Source organism: Lysobacter soli (assembly GCF_009755585.1).
Lineage (GTDB): Bacteria > Pseudomonadota > Gammaproteobacteria > Xanthomonadales > Xanthomonadaceae > Lysobacter_J > Lysobacter_J soli.
This window is the reverse complement of sequence record NZ_CP046603.1, coordinates 3,833,752-3,849,532: the sequence shown is the minus strand read 5'-3', so window position 1 is coordinate 3,849,532 and position 15,781 is coordinate 3,833,752. Positions and strand designations below refer to the sequence as shown.

Here is a 15,781-nt window from a genome sequence, read left to right as displayed (position 1 = left end):
GGGTGGTCCGCTCGTTCGCCAAGAAGCGCTCACTCCGTCGTCCCGGCGCAGGCCGGGACCCAGGCCCGTAACTTTCGGCGCTTCGATCACGGTGGGCCACCTCACCGTCATTCCAGCGAAAGCTGGAATCCATCTTGATCTAGCCGCTGCTGTCGCTGTTGCTGCTGTTGCTCGTCATTCCCGCGAAGGCGGGCCGCTTCTGGGCCGCCGAATGGCGGCACCATCCAAGGACTTTCCACGCTTCGTCGGAAGTCTTACAGAGCAAAGAAGAATCACCAGCCAAGCTTCCGATCGCCTGCGGCGCTCGGGTCACTTTTCTTTGCTTGCCCAAAGAAAAGTAACCAAAAGAAAGGGCCTTCCATTTGCCCAAATCAATCCCACGACCGGAAAGCGAGTAGGCGCGTTCGCGATTCGCCATCCATGGCTCAGCGCTCACCGCCGCACTTCCTGTGCGGCGCCCTTCGGGGCTAGCGACTTGCCAGGCTGTTCAACAGCAACAGCAGATGGAAGACGGCTGTTGGCCCCTCTCCCACCGGGAGAGGGGTTGGGGTGAGGGGCAACGGAGTCGTATCGGTGAACGAACCTTCCCGCACAGTGCTGCGCGTTGTTGCGTGACGGGCTTCAGGCGCAGAAGCGAGATGGATTCCAGCTTTCGCTGGAATGACGGTGACGTGGTTCGACAAGAAGGGAGTGCCCGAACGCCGCGGGCCTGGATCCCGGCCTTCGCCGGGATGACGACCTCGGAAACGCTCCTGCGAATCCCGAATCCCGAATCCCGAATCCCGAATCCCGAATCCCGAATCCCGAATCCAACTCCCAAAAAACAAAACCCCGCCGATGCACTGGCGGGGTTTGCGAAGCACCGCGGGAGGGCGGCTTAGAACTTGTAGTTGGCGCCGATCAGGTAGGTGCGGCCCCACTCGATGTACTCCAGCGGGCGATCCTTCGTGCCGGCGTAGGTCTGGTACGGCGAGTTAGTGAGGTTGCTGGCTTCGAACAGCAGCGTCAGGCCGGCCAGGCTGCTCGCCTCGCCGAAGCTGTAGCTGATCTGCGCGTCCAGCTGGTTCTCGCCGACGACGTAGCGCAGCGTGCGATTGCCGTCGAAGTTGCCGATCTCGCCGATGAAGTCCGAACGCTTGCGCTGGCTCACGCGGGCTTCGAAGCCGGCGCGCTCGTAGTACGCGGTGAAGTTGTACACCTCGTCCGACAGGCCCGGCAGGCTGATCGGATCGCTACCCACGCTGCTGGCGCTTTCCGGATCCAGGATCTCGATGTCGCTGTCGTTGAAGCTCGCGCTGGCGACGATGCCGAAGCCTTCCAGCGGCGCCCACAGCATGTCCAGCGGCAGCGACGCGCTCAGCTCGATGCCCTGCAGCTTGCCGCCCTTGCCGTTGTACGGCGCGGTGAAGTTGCCGATGGTCTGCGTCGGCGGCTCGTTCGGGCCCGGCACGTAGTCGGCAACGAACGCCGAGAAGTCGTAGCTGTCGTTGGTCTGCGTGTAGATGTAGCTGCGCAGGTCCTTGTAGAAGTACGCCGCGGCCACGTAGGCCTTGGTACCGAAGTACTTCTCGTACGAGATGTCGAACGCGTTGGCGCGCCACGGATCCAGTTCCGGGTTGCCGCCGCTCGCGCCCGGACGACCGGTGCTGGTGTCGACGCCGAACTCCAGCGATGCACGCAGCTGGTCCACGCGCGGACGCGCCACCTGGCGCGCGAGCGCCATGCGCAGCGTCTGGTCGTGCGGGAACAGGAACGCGAGGTTCATGCTCGGCAGGTAGTCGGTGTAGGTCTTGCCGTTCTCGTACGGCTGGACCTCGCTGCCCGGGGGCTGCGTGGAATCCCAGAAGTTCGCGCGAGAGGACTGGTCCGCATGCTGGATCTGCACGCCGACGTTGCCGCGCACGCCGACCGAACCCCACTCGGTGTCGATGTTGCCCTTGATGTAGCCGGTGGTGAGCTTCTCGTCGACCGTCCATGCCTTCGGGATCAGGTAGGACAGGTTGTCCACCGGCTCGAAGCTCATGTAGCGCGAAACCGCGGCCGGCACGTTCCACGCCGGGATGTAGCCCATGCCCGCGAAGCCCAGGTTCACCAGCCCGTACTGCAGGTCGCGCGCGATGGCGGTATCGCCCTGCGCGCCCAGGTTGATGTTGCCTTCCGGCTGGGTCTTCTGCTTCTCGCGATCGGCGTAGTTGATGCCGACGTCGATGTCCGACAGGAAACCGCTGGCGAACTGCGGCGCCGGGATCGCGGCGGCGAGCGTGTAGGTCTTCAACTCGTCTTCGACGCGCGGCACCTTGCCGTAACCGGAGCCGTAGATCGTGTTGGTGAGGAACAGCGTTTCCGGATTGGAGTAATCGCGACCCGGCACCAGCCACGAGAAACCGTCGCTGTTGTACGCAAGGCCGAGGTTGTCCAGCTGCGGACGCGGGATCTGCTGCGTGTTGTTCTCCAGCAGCAGTTCCTCGCGCTCGGCGCGCGACCAGCCGATGTCGGCCTTCACGCGGGCCAGGCCGACGTTGAAGTCGTTCGCCCAGCCGAACGCGTCGATCTTGTCCTCGCGCTTGCGGTACATACCGCGCACCAGCGGATAGACGTTCAGGATCGTGCCGCCGGTGAACGTGCCGTCGCTGTTGACCTGCGGATTGACCATCACCGGCACCGGATCGAAGCCGCCGTTGTAGCCGCCCAGGTTCACTTCGAACTGGTTCGCGGTGTCTTCCTGGTCGGCCTTCGTGTGGAACAGGTCGAGCGTGCTGGTCCAGTCGTTGGACGGACGGTACTGCACCGTCGCCATCACCGCGTCGCGCTCGATCTCGCCGGTGCGGCGCAGCGCCTTGATGCCGTCGGAGAAGTACACGCCCGACGGCACGCCATTACGCACGCGATCGGTGGTGTTGGTCTGGCTCCACGGCTCGTACAGGCCGACCTGGTTTTCCTGGATCGGCAGTTCGGTATGCGAGTAACCGATCGAGAAGCCCAGCGTACGGTCCATGAACTGGCCGATGTAGCTGGCGTTGATGCGGTTGCCGTCGCCGTCGGCGTTGGCGGCATCGCCCAGCGAATTGCGCTGGTAGCGGCCGCTCACGGCGATGACCGGCTTGTCGTAGTCGAGCGGACGCACGGTGCGCATGTCGATCGTGCCCGACAGGCCCTGGCCGACGAGGCCGGCATCGGGCGTCTTGTACACGGTCACGCCGCTCATCAGTTCGGCGGGGTACTGGTCGAACTCGACGCTGCGGTTGTCGCCGGTGGACACCATCTCGCGGCCGTTGAGCAGCGTGGTGGCGAAGTCGGGCGACAGGCCGCGCACGCTGATCACCTGGGCGCGACCGCCCACGCGCTGCGCGGACAGGCCGGGCAGGCGGGCGATGGATTCGGCGATGCTCACGTCCGGCAGCTTGCCGATGTCTTCGGCCGATACGGCTTCGACGATCGAGGTCGATTCCTTCTTGGTGTCGATCGAGGTCTCGATGCCGGCGCGGATGCCGGTGACGACGACCGAATCGAGCGTCTTGGTTTCATCCGTACGCGACGGCTCGCCTTGCGGCGATTGCGTGGCCACCTGGGCCTGCGCGCCGGCGGCGACCAGCATCGTTGCCGACGCGAGCGCCACGCTCAGCAGATTGCGCTTGAGTTGCATCTCCCCTCCCTCTCGAATCCGGTTTCTAATCGTTGTGTGTCGGCCCGCGTACGTCGCGACGGATGCCGCGCTCGCCGGGAGCCCGCGCCAGAGTCGGCAAGAAAAAACCGCTCAGGACGTAGCGGCGATGGTAGTTCGGCCCATCGCTGCACAAATTCCTTTGCATACGTATTCATCGGCTGTATGCGCGGGGAAAACCGCATGCAAGCGTTTTCCCGGCGCACGGAACTCCGCCCGCCCTGCGTGGCGGGAGCGGGTGTTGGGCGCTGGTCCGTCAGCGGCCGAGCAGGAACTGCAGCGGTACGTCGAGCCGGTCGCGCCAGGCGCGCTCGTTGTGCTCTGCGTCGGGGAATTCGCGGCTCATGAAGTCGCGGCCTTCGCGCCATCCCGCCTCGCGCAGGACGGCGTCCATGCGCTGCTGGTAGGGCGCGTAGCTCGCGTCGAGCGTCGCCGTGCCGTGGTCGAAATAGAACCGGTGCGTGCGACGCGCGGGCAGGTGCGCGGCGAGGTAATCGATCACTGCGCCGTCATTGGCCGGCCAGTGCGTCGACAATCCGCCGGCCGCGCCGAACACATCCGGGTACTCGCTCATCGCATAGGCGGAAATCAGGCCGCCCAGGCTGGAGCCCATCACCAGCGTGTCCTCGCGCGAGGGCTTCGTGCGATACGTCGCGTCGATCGCCGGCTTGAGTTCGTCGACGATGAAACGCAGGTAGCCGTCCGACAGCAGCTGCGCGCGCTGTTCAGGCGAAATCACGTCGGCGGGAATGGCTTTCGCGGGCCAGTATTCGTTCGAGCGAAGCGGCGTGTTCCAGATCGCCACGACGATGGCCTCGCGCACGCGATGGGCGTCGATGAGCTTCGTCATCGTGCCGTCGACGTCCCAGTCGATGCCGGTGAACGACAGCGATGGGTCGAACAGGTTCTGGCCGTCGTGCATGTACAGCACGGGGTAACGGCGCCTGGGATGCGTCGCGTACGACGGCGGGAGCCAGACGTCGACATTGCGCGAGGGAACGTGCGCCGAAGGCACGTCCTGGTAGCTGTCGACGCGACCGGTGGCCTGTAGCGCCGGCGCATTCACCGCGTACGCCCAGCGCAGGAACACCGGCAGCATCCGCGCCCACGCCGCCTGTTCATGCTTGCCGCCGGGCAGCAGGTAAAGCGACGCGTCCGCACGCGTCGGCCTGGCCGCGTAGTCGTCGTTGGTGCTGTAGCCGAGCTGTTTCAGGCCCTTCATGCCGCCGCTATCGGCGTTCCAGCCGTCGAGCATGTCGCGCGTGTCGTCCACGGCGTCGTCGATGCCGTCGCCGTCGCGATCGGCGGCTTCCTCGGCCGTGCCCACGGCGAAGAACCAGCGCGCGCCGTTGCGGGGCTCGCTCGCGTCCACCATGTGCTGCGCCATGCGCGTGCGCTGCATGCTGGCGTTGTCCGTGGTATCCGACGCCGGCCAGAACGACGGCGAGAACGCGCCGACGCGGCCGAAGATTTCCGGATACTGCCAGCCGACGTTGAAGGCGTTCAGCCCGCCGAGCGACCAGCCCAGGATCGCGCGCGCATCGGGCGTGGTGCGCGTGCGGTAGCGCGCGTCGATCGCCGGAACCAGCGTATGCGCCAGCCATTCCGAATACGCGTGCGCGTTCGTGCCGATGCCGCCGTAGCGCGTCTTCGCGACGAGGTTCGCGCCGGCCTTGCGATCGGACAATCCGTACGCGCCCATGCGGTCGGGCGGCATGTCGATGGCGACGACGATCGGTGCGCGGATGTCGCCCGAGACGATGAGTTGCTGCAGCGTTTCGCGCAGCTCCACCGCCTCGCGATCCTGCCCGTCGTTGACGTACAGCACGGGATAGCGTCGTGTGCCCGTCGCGTAATCCGGCGGCAGGTAGACGGTCGTCTTCATGCCCTGCGGCGCGAACGACGTGGCGTCCAGCGTAAACGGTTCGACGACGACGTCGCCCTGCACGGGCAATGGCGAAAGCGGTTCCACCGCCGTCGCCGTTTGCGCGATCAGCAATGCGAACGCGGCGCAGGCGAGGCGAAGGCGCATGGTCTGTCAGTCCACCCGCGCGTAGAACACGCCGCGCGGCGGAAGGTGCAGCGTTCCGCCCTGCAGTTCACCGGCGCGCAGGCCGTGATCGGTCAGCGGGGTCGGCGTGCCGATCGACGCGGGTACGGCCCACGTCTGCGCGCTCGCGGAAAGATTGAACACGACCAGCAGCGATTCTTCCGCGCCGCGACGCGTGAACGCGAGCACCGGCTCGTCCGCATCGAGGAACGCGATCTCGCCCGTTACCAGCGCCGGATGCGACTTGCGCCAGCGCAGCAGATGGCGAACGCCGTTGAGCACGGAGTCCTCGCTCGCATCCTGCGCGGCGACCGTCAACTCGCCGTGTTCGGCCGGCACCGGCAACCACGGGCGCGTCATGCTGAATCCACCGTGCGGCTGGTCGTTCCACGGCATCGGCGTGCGGCACCCGTCGCGACCCTTGAAGGTCGGCCAGAACGTGATGCCGTAGGGATCCTGCAGCGCCTCGAACGGTACGTCGGCTTCGGTCAGGCCGAGTTCCTCGCCCTGGTACAAGCACACCGAACCGCGCAGCGAACACACCAGCGCGACGAGCTGCCGCGCGAGGTCCGCATCGTACGCAGCGCCGGGATTCCAGCGCGTCACCGCGCGCTGCACGTCGTGGTTCGAAATGGCCCAGCACGGCCAGCCGTCGCGCATCTTCGCTTCGAGGTTCTCGACGGTGCCGCGGATGTACGCCGCGCTGGAATCGTCGGTCAGCAGTTCGAAGCTGTAGCCCATGTGCAGGCGACGATCGTTGACGTACTCGGCCATCGTCGCCAGCGAGTCTTCCGACGAGATCTCGCCGAGTGTCGTGGCGCCCGGATAACGGTCGAGCAACTCGCGCAGCTGTTCGAGGAACGGGATGTTCTCCGGCTGCGTGTTGTTGTACCAGTGGTACTGGAACGCATACGGGTTGTCCGGGCTGAAGCCGCGACCGGTGCGCAGTTCCAGGGGTTTTGCCGGGTTGTCGCGCAGCTGCGCATCGTGGAAGCAGAAGTTGATCGCATCCAAACGCAGGCCGTCGACGCCGCGGTCGAGCCAGAACTTCACGTTGTCCAGCGTCGCTTGCTGCACCGCGGGATTATGGAAATTCAGGTCCGGCTGCGAGGCCAGGAAGTTGTGCAGGAAGTACTGCTGCCGGCGCGGTTCCCACTGCCACGCGACGCCGCCGAACAGCGACATCCAGTTGTTGGGCGGCGTGCCGTCGGGCTTCGCGTCGGCCCACACGTACCAGTCGGCCTTCGGATTGTCGCGGCTCTCGCGGCTTTCCTTGAACCATGCGTGCTCGATCGAGGTGTGGCTGAGCACCTGGTCGATCATCACGCGGATGCCGAGCGAGTGCGCCTTCGCGAGCAGGCGATCGAAGTCGTCCAGCGTGCCGAACAGCGGATCGACGTCGCGGTAATCGGCGATGTCGTAGCCGAAATCGGCCATCGGCGACTTGAAGAAGGGCGAGATCCAGATCGCGTCCACGCCGAGGCTGGCGACGTAATCCAGCCGCGCCTCGATGCCGGGCAGGTCGCCCACGCCGTCGCCGTTCGTGTCCAGGAAGCTGCGCGGGTAGATCTGGTAGATCACCGCGCCGCGCCACCAGTTCGTCTGTCCTGCGTTGCTGCCTGCCGCCATCTGCCTTCCGTCCCCGACGCCGTCCTGCGTGTGTCTGCCGTGTCGTCCATGCCGAACCGGACGCGCGCCCCGGGCGCGCGATGGGGTGCACTATTCCACGGTGCGCCATCGCCGCGCATTGCCCCGGACCGCCGTTGGCCATGAATACGTATGCAGCCCGAACCCCCATCGCCCCCGCCGACTACCATGGGCCACCGAGTTGGGGACGCTGCATGAAACAAGCCCGCCCGGCGCCGTCGATGCGCCGCTCGCCAAGCCTTGCGCCCGCCATCGCGCTCGCGATCGCCGGTCTGGTCTCGGCCGGAAGTGCGTTAGCCGGCGATGCGGCCTGGCGCGATTCGATCGCGTGGCAGGGCGCCACGGCGCGCATGCAGGCCGACGGCGATGGATGGCGATTGCAGCCGAAGGCCGGCGATGCCATCGACATCGCCGCGCAGCCGATGAAGACCGACACCGCGAGTCCGATGTTCGACGGCCTTTTCGCACTCGCGCAGGCGGAACTGTCGAAGGCGCAGGTCGAGGCCATCTCCGACAACGCGTACGACAACGGCCGGCCGATCCCGTGTTCGTGTTTCGAGACCGGCGAGAAATGGCGCTACGTGTGGACGCGCGACCTGTCGTTCGCGGCGGACCTGTCGCTGGCGAATCTCCGCCCCGAACGCACGCGCAACGCACTGCGATTCAAGTTGTCCGACCTGCGCGCCGGTGCGCCGCAGGGCACGTACGTCGTGCAGGACACCGGCTCCGGCGGCAGCTGGCCGATCAGCAGCGATCGCGTGGTGTGGTTCCTCGCCGCGCGCGGGCTGGTCGATGCGCCGTCGGCCGATGCCGATGCGAAGCGTTTCAACGATGAGGTCTGGCACGCGTTGACCGACACGCTCGCGCAGGATCGCGCGTTCGTCTTCGACGGGGAAACGGGCCTGTATCGCGGCGAAACCTCGTTCCTGGACTGGCGCGAGCAGTCGTACCCGCGCTGGACGGCCGACGACGTCGCGTTCATCGCGCAATCGTTCGCACTGTCGAACAACGTGCTGCATTACGAAGCGTTGCGCTTGGGCGAACGCATGGCGCGCGAGCGCGGCGATGCGCGCGCGGAAGACTATGCGAAGCAGGCGCAGGCGCTCGCCACGCAGATCGAACGTCGCTTCTGGCGGGAGGATCGCGGCCTCTACATGAGCTACATCGGCACGGCGGCGCATCCGGTGCCGTTCGAAGCCTACGACCTGCTCGGCCTCTCGCTGCTGATCGACAGCGGCATCGCACCCGAAGCGCGTGCGCGTCGTGCACTGGCGACCTATCCGATGCTCGATTCCGGCAGCCCGGTGATCTGGCCGCAGCAGCCGGGCGTCGCGATCTACCACAACCGCGCGATCTGGCCGTTCGTCAGCGCGTATTCGCTGCGCGCGGCGCGCAAGGTGAACGACATCGCGCGCATCGAGCATGAAGTCCGTTCGATCCTGCGTGGAGCCGCGCTCGCCGGCTCGAACATGGAGAACTACGAGCTCGTCACGCAGGCCGTGCACATGGATGAGGGCGCGCTGAGCGGGCCGGTCGTCAATTCGCCACGTCAGCTGTGGTCGGTGGGGGGATATCTGGCGATGGTGATGGAGGGCGTGTTCGGCCTGGAGCCGGACGGCAGCATCACCCCAAAGATCCCGGCGACTTTGGTGCCAATGCTGTTCGGCCAGCGCGACCGGATTTCGCTGCGGTTGCCCGTTCGCGACATCGTGCTGGTCCGGCCGGCGAAGATCGATGGCGATCTGCTCGTCGCGGGGAAGCGCGAACGCGATGGTTCGCGCGAAACGGTGCAGCTCGTGGCGCAACGCAGCGCCACGAAGGCGGCGGCGTCGCCGCTCGACGCCGCCGCGTTCGCGCCGGCTTCGCCTGACGCGCCATCGATCGTCCAGTCCGGAAGCCGCTGGGACATCAACGTGCCTGTGAACCACCGCCTCTACGTCGATGGCGCGCTGCGTTCCGACGCATCGTCGCAGGTCCGTACGGTGCAGCTGCCGCAGCAGGACGCGCAGCAATGCGCGAGCCTCGCGCGCGTCGAACACGGCATCGAATCGCTGCACTCGCCCACGCGTTGCATCGGTGTGGACATCGCCATAGACGGCGCATGGCCGCGCAGCTGGCGCGCACCGAAGGCCGGGCGTTATGCCATCAGCGTCGATTTCACCAACACGCACGGCCCGATCAACACCGGCATCACTGCCGCGGTGAAGACGCTGGTCGTAGCGTGCGACGCCGTCGAAGAACAGCGCGGCACGCTGGTGATGCCGCACGGCGCGGCGCGTCAGCGCTCCAGCGCGGTCGTCATCGATGTGCCCGCGGGCGCAACGTGCCGCTTCACGTTGCGCGACGGCGTCAACATGTCCTATCTCACCCACAACGCCCGCTACACCGGCGGCGCCGGCGGCATCGACGGTCCGCTCAACGACGCCACCCTCGGCGCGCTGCACGCCGTTCCGCTGCGTGCCGCCCAACAGGAGAAGTCAGCGCGATGAGCACGAAACCGCAGCTGTCGTTCTGGCAGATCTGGAACATGTGCTTCGGCTTCCTCGGCATTCAGTTCGGATTCGCCCTGCAGAACGCCAACGTCAGCCGCATCTTCCAGACGCTGGGCGCGAGCATGGACGATATCCCCATGCTGTGGATTGCCGCCCCGTTGACGGGGCTGATCGTGCAGCCGATCGTCGGCTACCTGTCCGACCGCACGTGGACGCCCCTGGGTCGTCGCCGGCCGTACTTCCTGGTCGGTGCCGTGCTGGCGACGCTGGCGCTGTTCTTCATGCCGAACTCGCCGACGCTGTGGATCGCCGCCGGCCTGCTGTGGGTGCTCGACGCCTCGATCAACATCTCGATGGAACCGTTCCGCGCGTTCGTGGGCGACCAGTTGCCGACGTCGCAGCGCGCAAGCGGCTATGCGATGCAGAGCTTCTTCATCGGCGTGGGTTCGGTGATTGCGAGCCTGCTGCCGTGGATCCTCGCGAAAGCCGGCGTCGGCAACACCGCCGGCCCCGGCGAAGTGCCGGATACCGTGCGCTACGCGTTCTACTTCGGCGGCGCGGTGCTGCTGCTGTCGGTCGGCTGGACGGTGCTTCGCACGCGCGAGTACGCGCCGGAGGAACTGCGCGCGCATGACACGACCGTGCGCATGCCCGCGAGCGAGTTCGACGGCGCACGCGCGCGGCTCAGTGGCGTGGCGTGGCTGCTCGCGGGCGTGATCGGCGCGTTGGCCGTGTGGCGGTTCGCGCTCGACAAGCAGCTGTACATCCTCGCCGGACTGCTCGCCGGCTACGGTCTCGCGCTCATCGGCGCCAGCGTCATGCGGCGCGATCGCGCACTGGCGCAGATCGTCGGCGACCTGCACGACATGCCGGCCGAAATGCGCAAGCTTGCGGTCGTGCAGTTCTTCTCGTGGTTCGCGTTGTTCGCGATGTGGATCTACACCACCGGCGCGGTGACGCAGGTGCATTTCGGCAGCACCGATACCGCGTCGGCCGCATACAACGAAGGTGCGAACTGGGTCGGCGTGCTGTTCGCCGCGTACAACGGCTTTGCCGCGCTCGCCGCGATCGCGATTCCGCTGATGGTGCGGCGCCTCGGCCTGCGCGTGAGCCACCTCATCAACGTGACGCTCGGCGGGCTCGGGCTGCTGTCGTTCCTGGTGATCCGCGATCCGCAGTGGTTGCTGCTGTCGATGGTCGGCGTCGGCTTTGCGTGGGCGTCGATCCTCTCGCTGCCGTACGCGTTGCTGTCCGACAGCGTGCCCGCCGCGAAGATGGGCGTGTTCATGGGCATCTTCAATTTCTTCATCGTCATCCCGCAGCTGGTGGCGGCGAGCCTGCTGGGCTTCCTGCTCAAGCATTTCTTCGGCGGCGCGCCCATCCACGCCTTCACCATCGGCGGCATCAGCCTGATCGTCGCCGGCCTGTGCGTGCTGCGCGTGCAGGAGCCACGCGTGGCGGCTGTAGCCGCCACCGGTCATTGAGGAGTTTTCGAATGCGTTTGAAGGTGCCGTTCCGCGTCCGCTTCCGTCGTCGCGCGCTGGCGTTCGCGCTCGCCGCCTCCATCCCGGCCGCGCATGCCGCCGACGCGCCGGACTACTACGGCACGCTGGAGCCGTTCGCGAAGGAAGCGGTGTATTTCGTCGTGACCGACCGCTTCGTCAACGGCGATCCGTCGAACGATCATCGCGACCAGGGCGGCCCGGATCCCGCGACGCGCACGTTCGATCGTCCCACCGCGGGCAGCGATGCGGGCGACAACGTCGGTTACCTCGGCGGCGACTTCAAGGGCATCGTCGATCACCTGGACTACATCCGCGGCATGGGCTTCAGCGCGCTGTGGATCACGCCCATCGTCGACAACCCGGACGAAGCCTTCACCGGCGGCAAGCCCGCGCAGAAGGGCGGCTTCCTCACCGACGGCGGCAAGACCGGCTACCACGGCTACTGGGGCGTGAACTTCTACAAGCTCGACGAACACCTGCCGAGCAAGGGCCTGGATTTCAAGGGTCTGGCCGATGCGGTGCACGGGCAGGACATGAAGCTGGTGCTCGACATCGTCGGCAACCATGGCTCGCCCGCGTATTCGATGCCGAAGGCGCAGCCGCAGTTCGGGCAGGTCTTCGATCGCGACGGAAAGCTCGTCGCCGATCACCAGAACCTGCCGCCGGCCAAGCTCGATCCGAAGCACAAACCGCTGCATCGCTTCTACAACACGACCCCGGGGCTGGCGGAGCTGTCGGACTTCAACGAGAACGAACCGGCGGTGATGGATTACCTCGCCGGCGCGTACGCGCAGTGGATCGGGCAGGGCGCCGACGCGTTCCGCATCGACACCATCGGCTGGCTGCCGCATCCGTTCTGGCACGAGTTCGTCGCGCGCATGCGCCGCGAGAAGCCGGGCATGTTCATGTTCGGCGAGGCGTTCGAGTACGACGCGAAGAAGATCGCCGAGCACACCTGGGCGCAGAACGCGAACGTGAGCGTTCTGGATTTCCCGCTGAAGCAGGGCCTGGAGAAGGCCTTCGGGCACGAGCGCGCCAGCTTCGAAGTGCTGGCCGACCGGCTCTATCTCGACGGCGGCCCGTACGCGAACCCGTACGAACTGGCGACGTTCTACGACAACCACGACATGGCGCGGCTGGACGCGACCGACGAAGGTTTCATCGACGCGCACAACTGGCTGTTCACCGCGCGCGGCATTCCGGTCGTCTATTACGGATCGGAAATCGGCTTCATGCGCGGCAAGCCGGAGCACGACGGCAACCGCAACTACTTCGGCGCCGAGCGCATCGCGTCGGCCGCATCGCACCCGATCCATCGCAACCTGTCGCGCATCGCGCACGTGCGTGCGGCCTCGCCGGCATTGCAACGCGGCCTGCAGGCCAACGTCGAACTGAAGGGCGACCGCGCCGCGTTCTACCGCGTGTACCAGCACGAAGGCGTGTCGCAGATCGCGCTGGTGCTGCTCAACAAGGGCGATGCGCCAGCCGCGTTCGACGTGAAGCAGTACGTGCAACCCGGCGCGTGGCGCGCGGCGATCGCCGGCAAGGACAGGAAGGTGCGCGCCGGCGGTTCGCTGAAGGCGACGGTGCCGGCGCATGGCGTCGAAGTGTTCCTGCTCGACGCCCCGGTGACGCAGCCGCAACTGCGCGCCGAACTGGACCGCTTGATGAAGGTGAAGCGGCCGGAGTAACGCCGGGCCTACGCGCCGCTGGACTTCCGCACCACCAGGGAGGCCGGCAGCGTGATGCTCTGCGTCTGCTCGCCGCCGATCTGGCGCAGCAGCGTTTCCACAAGCAACTCGCCGGCGCGTTTGGTGTCCTGGAAGACGGTGGTCAGCGGCGGGCTGGTGAAGCGGGCCATCGGCAGGTCGTCGAAGCCGACCACGGCGATGTCTTCGGGCACGCGCAGGCCGGCGTCGGCGAGCGCGCGCATCGCGCCCACGGCGATCAGGTCGCTCGCGGCAAACACCGCATCGAATGCCCCGCCGCGCGCGAGCAGTTCGCGCGCCGCGGCGTACCCGTCTTCCTCGGAGCTTTCGGCGTCGACCTGGAGAATGGCCTCCATCGCGCCGCCGACTTCGCGCAACGCGGCATCGCAGCCGCGGAAGCGGTCGAAGAATTCCGGGCAATGGCTCGAAGCGCCGCCAAGGAACGCGATGCGGCGACGGCCCAGGCCGACGAGGTGTTCGCCCGCGATGCGGCCGCCGTTGAAGTTGTCGCAGCCGATCGACAGCCCCGGCTGGTCGTGCAGCACCGCACCCCAGCGCACGAAGCGCGTGCCCTGCGCGACGAGCTTCTCCAGCTTGCCGGTGTAGGCGAGGTAATCGCCGTAGCCCAGCAGGATCAGGCCGTCGGCCTTCATGCTGTCCTCGTAGTCGGCATGCCAGTCGTCGGAGAGCTGCTGGAACGAGATCAGCAGGTCCTGCCCCTCGCGCGCGCAGGCGCGGGTGATCGAACCGACCATCGACAGGAAGAACGGGTTGATGTGCGACTCGTCCGGCGTCGGATCCTCGAACAGCAGCAGTGCCAGCGTGCCCGAGCGCTGCGTGCGCAGGCTCGACGCGTGGCGATCGACCTTGTAGTTGAGCTCGCGGACGGCGTCCTCGACGCGGCGTCGCGTTTCGGCGTTGACCAGCGGGCTGCCGCGCAGCACGCGCGACACGGTCGCCTGCGACACGCCCGCGCGATGGGCGATATCCAGCGAGGTGATCTTGGTCTTCTTGCTGCGGCCGAGGTAATGCACTTGCGACATGCCGGCAGTATGTAAGCCCTTGTACGCAAAGGCTTGCCGCAGTGCGGCATCGGCATGCGCCACATCAAGCGAACGGCAGTCGAAGCGCGATTGGGTGGGCGAGGTCGGCAGACACCCGGCTGTGTCGACGCCGCGTGGGGTGGCCATTCCGGATTACTGCGTTGCATGGCCGTGGATGGGGTCATTCACGCCGCCTCGCTACACTGGCGTGATCGCCGCCACAGTCTGGGACGTCGTCCCGCTGCAGCCAGTCTCCATTCAAACGAGGTGTGTGTGTCCGGTCCCAGCCAGGTCAAGGATGTTCCAATCGAGGGTCGGGCCCAGCTCGTCGAATACCTCAGCTCCGGCATCCGGGCCCGCGAGGACTGGCGCATCGGCACCGAGCACGAGAAGTTCGGGTTCCGCGACGACGACCTGCGTCCGCCGACCTTCGACGGTGACCGCGGCATCGAGGCGTTGCTGAAAGGCCTGACCCGCTTCGGCTGGACGCCGGTCACCGAGCACGACCGCGTCATCGCGCTTACCCGCGACCAGGCCTCGGTCTCGCTGGAACCGGCGGGCCAGCTTGAACTATCCGGCGCGCCGCTGGAGAACCTGCACCAGACCTGTTCGGAAACCAACAGCCACCTGCGCGAAGTGCGCACCGTCGCCGAGCCGATGGGGCTGGGCTTCCTGGGTGTCGGTTTCCAGCCGAAGTGGCGTCGCGACGAAATGCCGTGGATGCCCAAGGGCCGCTACAAGATCATGCGCGAGTACATGCCGAAGGTCGGCTCGCTCGGCCTGGACATGATGACGCGCACCTGCACGGTGCAGGTGAACCTCGACGTCGGTTCGGAAGCCGACATGGTCAAGAAGTTCCGTGTGTCGCTCGCGCTGCAGCCGGTCGCGACGGCGATGTTCGCCGATTCGCCGTTCAAGGAAGGCAAGCCGAACGGCTACCTCAGCTACCGCTCGCACATCTGGACCGATACCGACGCCGGCCGCACCGGGCTGCTCGACTTCGTCTTCGACGACGGTTTCGGCTACGAGCGCTACGTCGATTACCTGCTCGACGTGCCGATGTACTTCGTCTACCGGGACGGGAAGTACATCGACGCGTCGGGGCAGTCGTTCCGCGATTACCTCGATGGCAAGCTGCCGGCGTATCCCGGCCACCGCCCGGTGCTGCGCGACTGGGCCGACCACAGCACCACCGCGTTCCCCGAGGTCCGGCTGAAGAAGTACCTGGAAATGCGCGGCGCCGATTCGGGTCCGTGGAACCGCATCTGCGCGCTGCCGGCGTTCTGGGTCGGCCTGCTGTACGACGACACCGCGCTCGATGCCGCCTGGGATCTGGTCAAGGATTTCTCGATCGAAGAACGCCACGCCTTGCGCGACGGCGTGCCGAAGCATGCGCTGAAGCTGCCGTTCCGCAACGGGACGGTGCTCGACCTGGCGCGCCGTGCGCTGGAGATCTCGGCCGAAGGCCTGCGTCGTCGTGCACGTCGCAACGGGAACGGTGCGGACGAGTCGGTGTTCCTGGAGCCGATGATGGAATTCGCCGAAGCCGGCATCACGCCCGCCGAACGCAAGCTCGACCTGTACCACGGTCCGTGGCAGGGCGACATCGATCGGGTGTTCCGGGAGTTCGCGTACTGAAGCCCTTGGCTGTCATTCCCGCGAAGGCGGGAATCC

9 protein-coding genes are annotated in these 15,781 nt (G+C 66.7%); 4 read left to right on the top strand and 5 right to left on the bottom strand.

What is annotated here, in order from left to right; genetic code table 11:
- Window positions 1-139: 139 nt before the first annotated feature.
- The 4 genes from GOY17_RS17525 to GOY17_RS17510 all read right to left on the bottom strand — a co-directional run bounded on the left by GOY17_RS17525 (window position 140) and on the right by GOY17_RS17510 (window position 7,340).
- Window positions 140-418, bottom strand: a complete 279-nt coding sequence (locus tag GOY17_RS17525; RefSeq protein ID WP_157031333.1) for a hypothetical protein — start codon at window positions 416-418, stop codon at window positions 140-142.
- Between the two features lie 459 nt (window positions 419-877).
- Window positions 878-3,643 carry a TonB-dependent receptor gene (locus GOY17_RS17520; protein ID WP_157031332.1) on the bottom strand — a complete coding sequence of 922 codons (2,766 nt, stop codon included), beginning with the start codon at window positions 3,641-3,643 and terminating at the stop codon, window positions 878-880.
- Between the two features lie 274 nt (window positions 3,644-3,917).
- Window positions 3,918-5,693, bottom strand: coding sequence for an alpha/beta hydrolase-fold protein (locus tag GOY17_RS18865; RefSeq protein ID WP_198173736.1), 1,776 nt, complete (start codon window positions 5,691-5,693; stop codon window positions 3,918-3,920).
- 6 nt (window positions 5,694-5,699) lie between these two features.
- Complete coding sequence (locus tag GOY17_RS17510) at window positions 5,700-7,340, bottom strand: alpha-glucosidase family protein (RefSeq protein WP_157031331.1); 1,641 nt, start codon at window positions 7,338-7,340, stop codon at window positions 5,700-5,702.
- A 239-nt stretch (window positions 7,341-7,579) separates the two neighbouring features.
- Here GOY17_RS17510 and GOY17_RS17505 point away from each other — a divergent pair, with 239 nt between their 5' ends.
- From GOY17_RS17505 to GOY17_RS17495, 3 genes are read left to right on the top strand one after another with little or no spacing between them, the layout of a single operon-like run.
- Window positions 7,580-9,847, top strand: coding sequence for a glucosidase family protein (locus GOY17_RS17505; protein ID WP_157031790.1), 2,268 nt, complete (start codon window positions 7,580-7,582; stop codon window positions 9,845-9,847).
- Window positions 9,844-11,334, top strand: a complete 1,491-nt coding sequence (locus GOY17_RS17500; protein WP_157031330.1) for an MFS transporter — start codon at window positions 9,844-9,846, stop codon at window positions 11,332-11,334. The genes GOY17_RS17505 and GOY17_RS17500 overlap by 4 nt, the downstream gene beginning before the upstream one ends.
- A gap of 11 nt (window positions 11,335-11,345) precedes the next feature.
- Complete coding sequence (locus GOY17_RS17495; protein ID WP_157031329.1) at window positions 11,346-13,046, top strand: alpha-amylase family glycosyl hydrolase; 1,701 nt, start codon at window positions 11,346-11,348, stop codon at window positions 13,044-13,046.
- A gap of 8 nt (window positions 13,047-13,054) precedes the next feature.
- Here GOY17_RS17495 and GOY17_RS17490 read toward each other — a convergent pair whose 3' ends face one another.
- Window positions 13,055-14,107 (bottom strand): LacI family DNA-binding transcriptional regulator, encoded by a 1,053-nt coding sequence (locus tag GOY17_RS17490; protein ID WP_157031328.1) that lies wholly within the window; start codon window positions 14,105-14,107, stop codon window positions 13,055-13,057.
- Between the two features lie 273 nt (window positions 14,108-14,380).
- Here GOY17_RS17490 and GOY17_RS17485 point away from each other — a divergent pair, with 273 nt between their 5' ends.
- Window positions 14,381-15,745, top strand: a complete 1,365-nt coding sequence (locus GOY17_RS17485; protein ID WP_157031327.1) for a glutamate--cysteine ligase — start codon at window positions 14,381-14,383, stop codon at window positions 15,743-15,745.
- The last annotated feature ends 36 nt before the right edge of the window (window positions 15,746-15,781 follow it).

What these genes read in the sequence shown, in the direction of transcription:
- GOY17_RS18865 (WP_198173736.1), bottom strand. Translation starts at nt 5,693, where the DNA reads ATGCGCCTTCGCCTCGCCTGCGCCGCGTTCGCATTGCTGATCGCGCAA.
- GOY17_RS17505 (WP_157031790.1), top strand. Translation starts at nt 7,580, where the DNA reads ATGCGCCGCTCGCCAAGCCTTGCGCCCGCCATCGCGCTCGCGATCGCC.
- GOY17_RS17495 (WP_157031329.1), top strand. Translation starts at nt 11,346, where the DNA reads ATGCGTTTGAAGGTGCCGTTCCGCGTCCGCTTCCGTCGTCGCGCGCTG.
- GOY17_RS17500 (WP_157031330.1), top strand. Translation starts at nt 9,844, where the DNA reads ATGAGCACGAAACCGCAGCTGTCGTTCTGGCAGATCTGGAACATGTGC.
- GOY17_RS17520 (WP_157031332.1), bottom strand. Translation starts at nt 3,643, where the DNA reads ATGCAACTCAAGCGCAATCTGCTGAGCGTGGCGCTCGCGTCGGCAACG.
- GOY17_RS17510 (WP_157031331.1), bottom strand. Translation starts at nt 7,340, where the DNA reads ATGGCGGCAGGCAGCAACGCAGGACAGACGAACTGGTGGCGCGGCGCG.
- GOY17_RS17490 (WP_157031328.1), bottom strand. Translation starts at nt 14,107, where the DNA reads ATGTCGCAAGTGCATTACCTCGGCCGCAGCAAGAAGACCAAGATCACC.
- GOY17_RS17525 (WP_157031333.1), bottom strand. Translation starts at nt 418, where the DNA reads ATGGCGAATCGCGAACGCGCCTACTCGCTTTCCGGTCGTGGGATTGAT.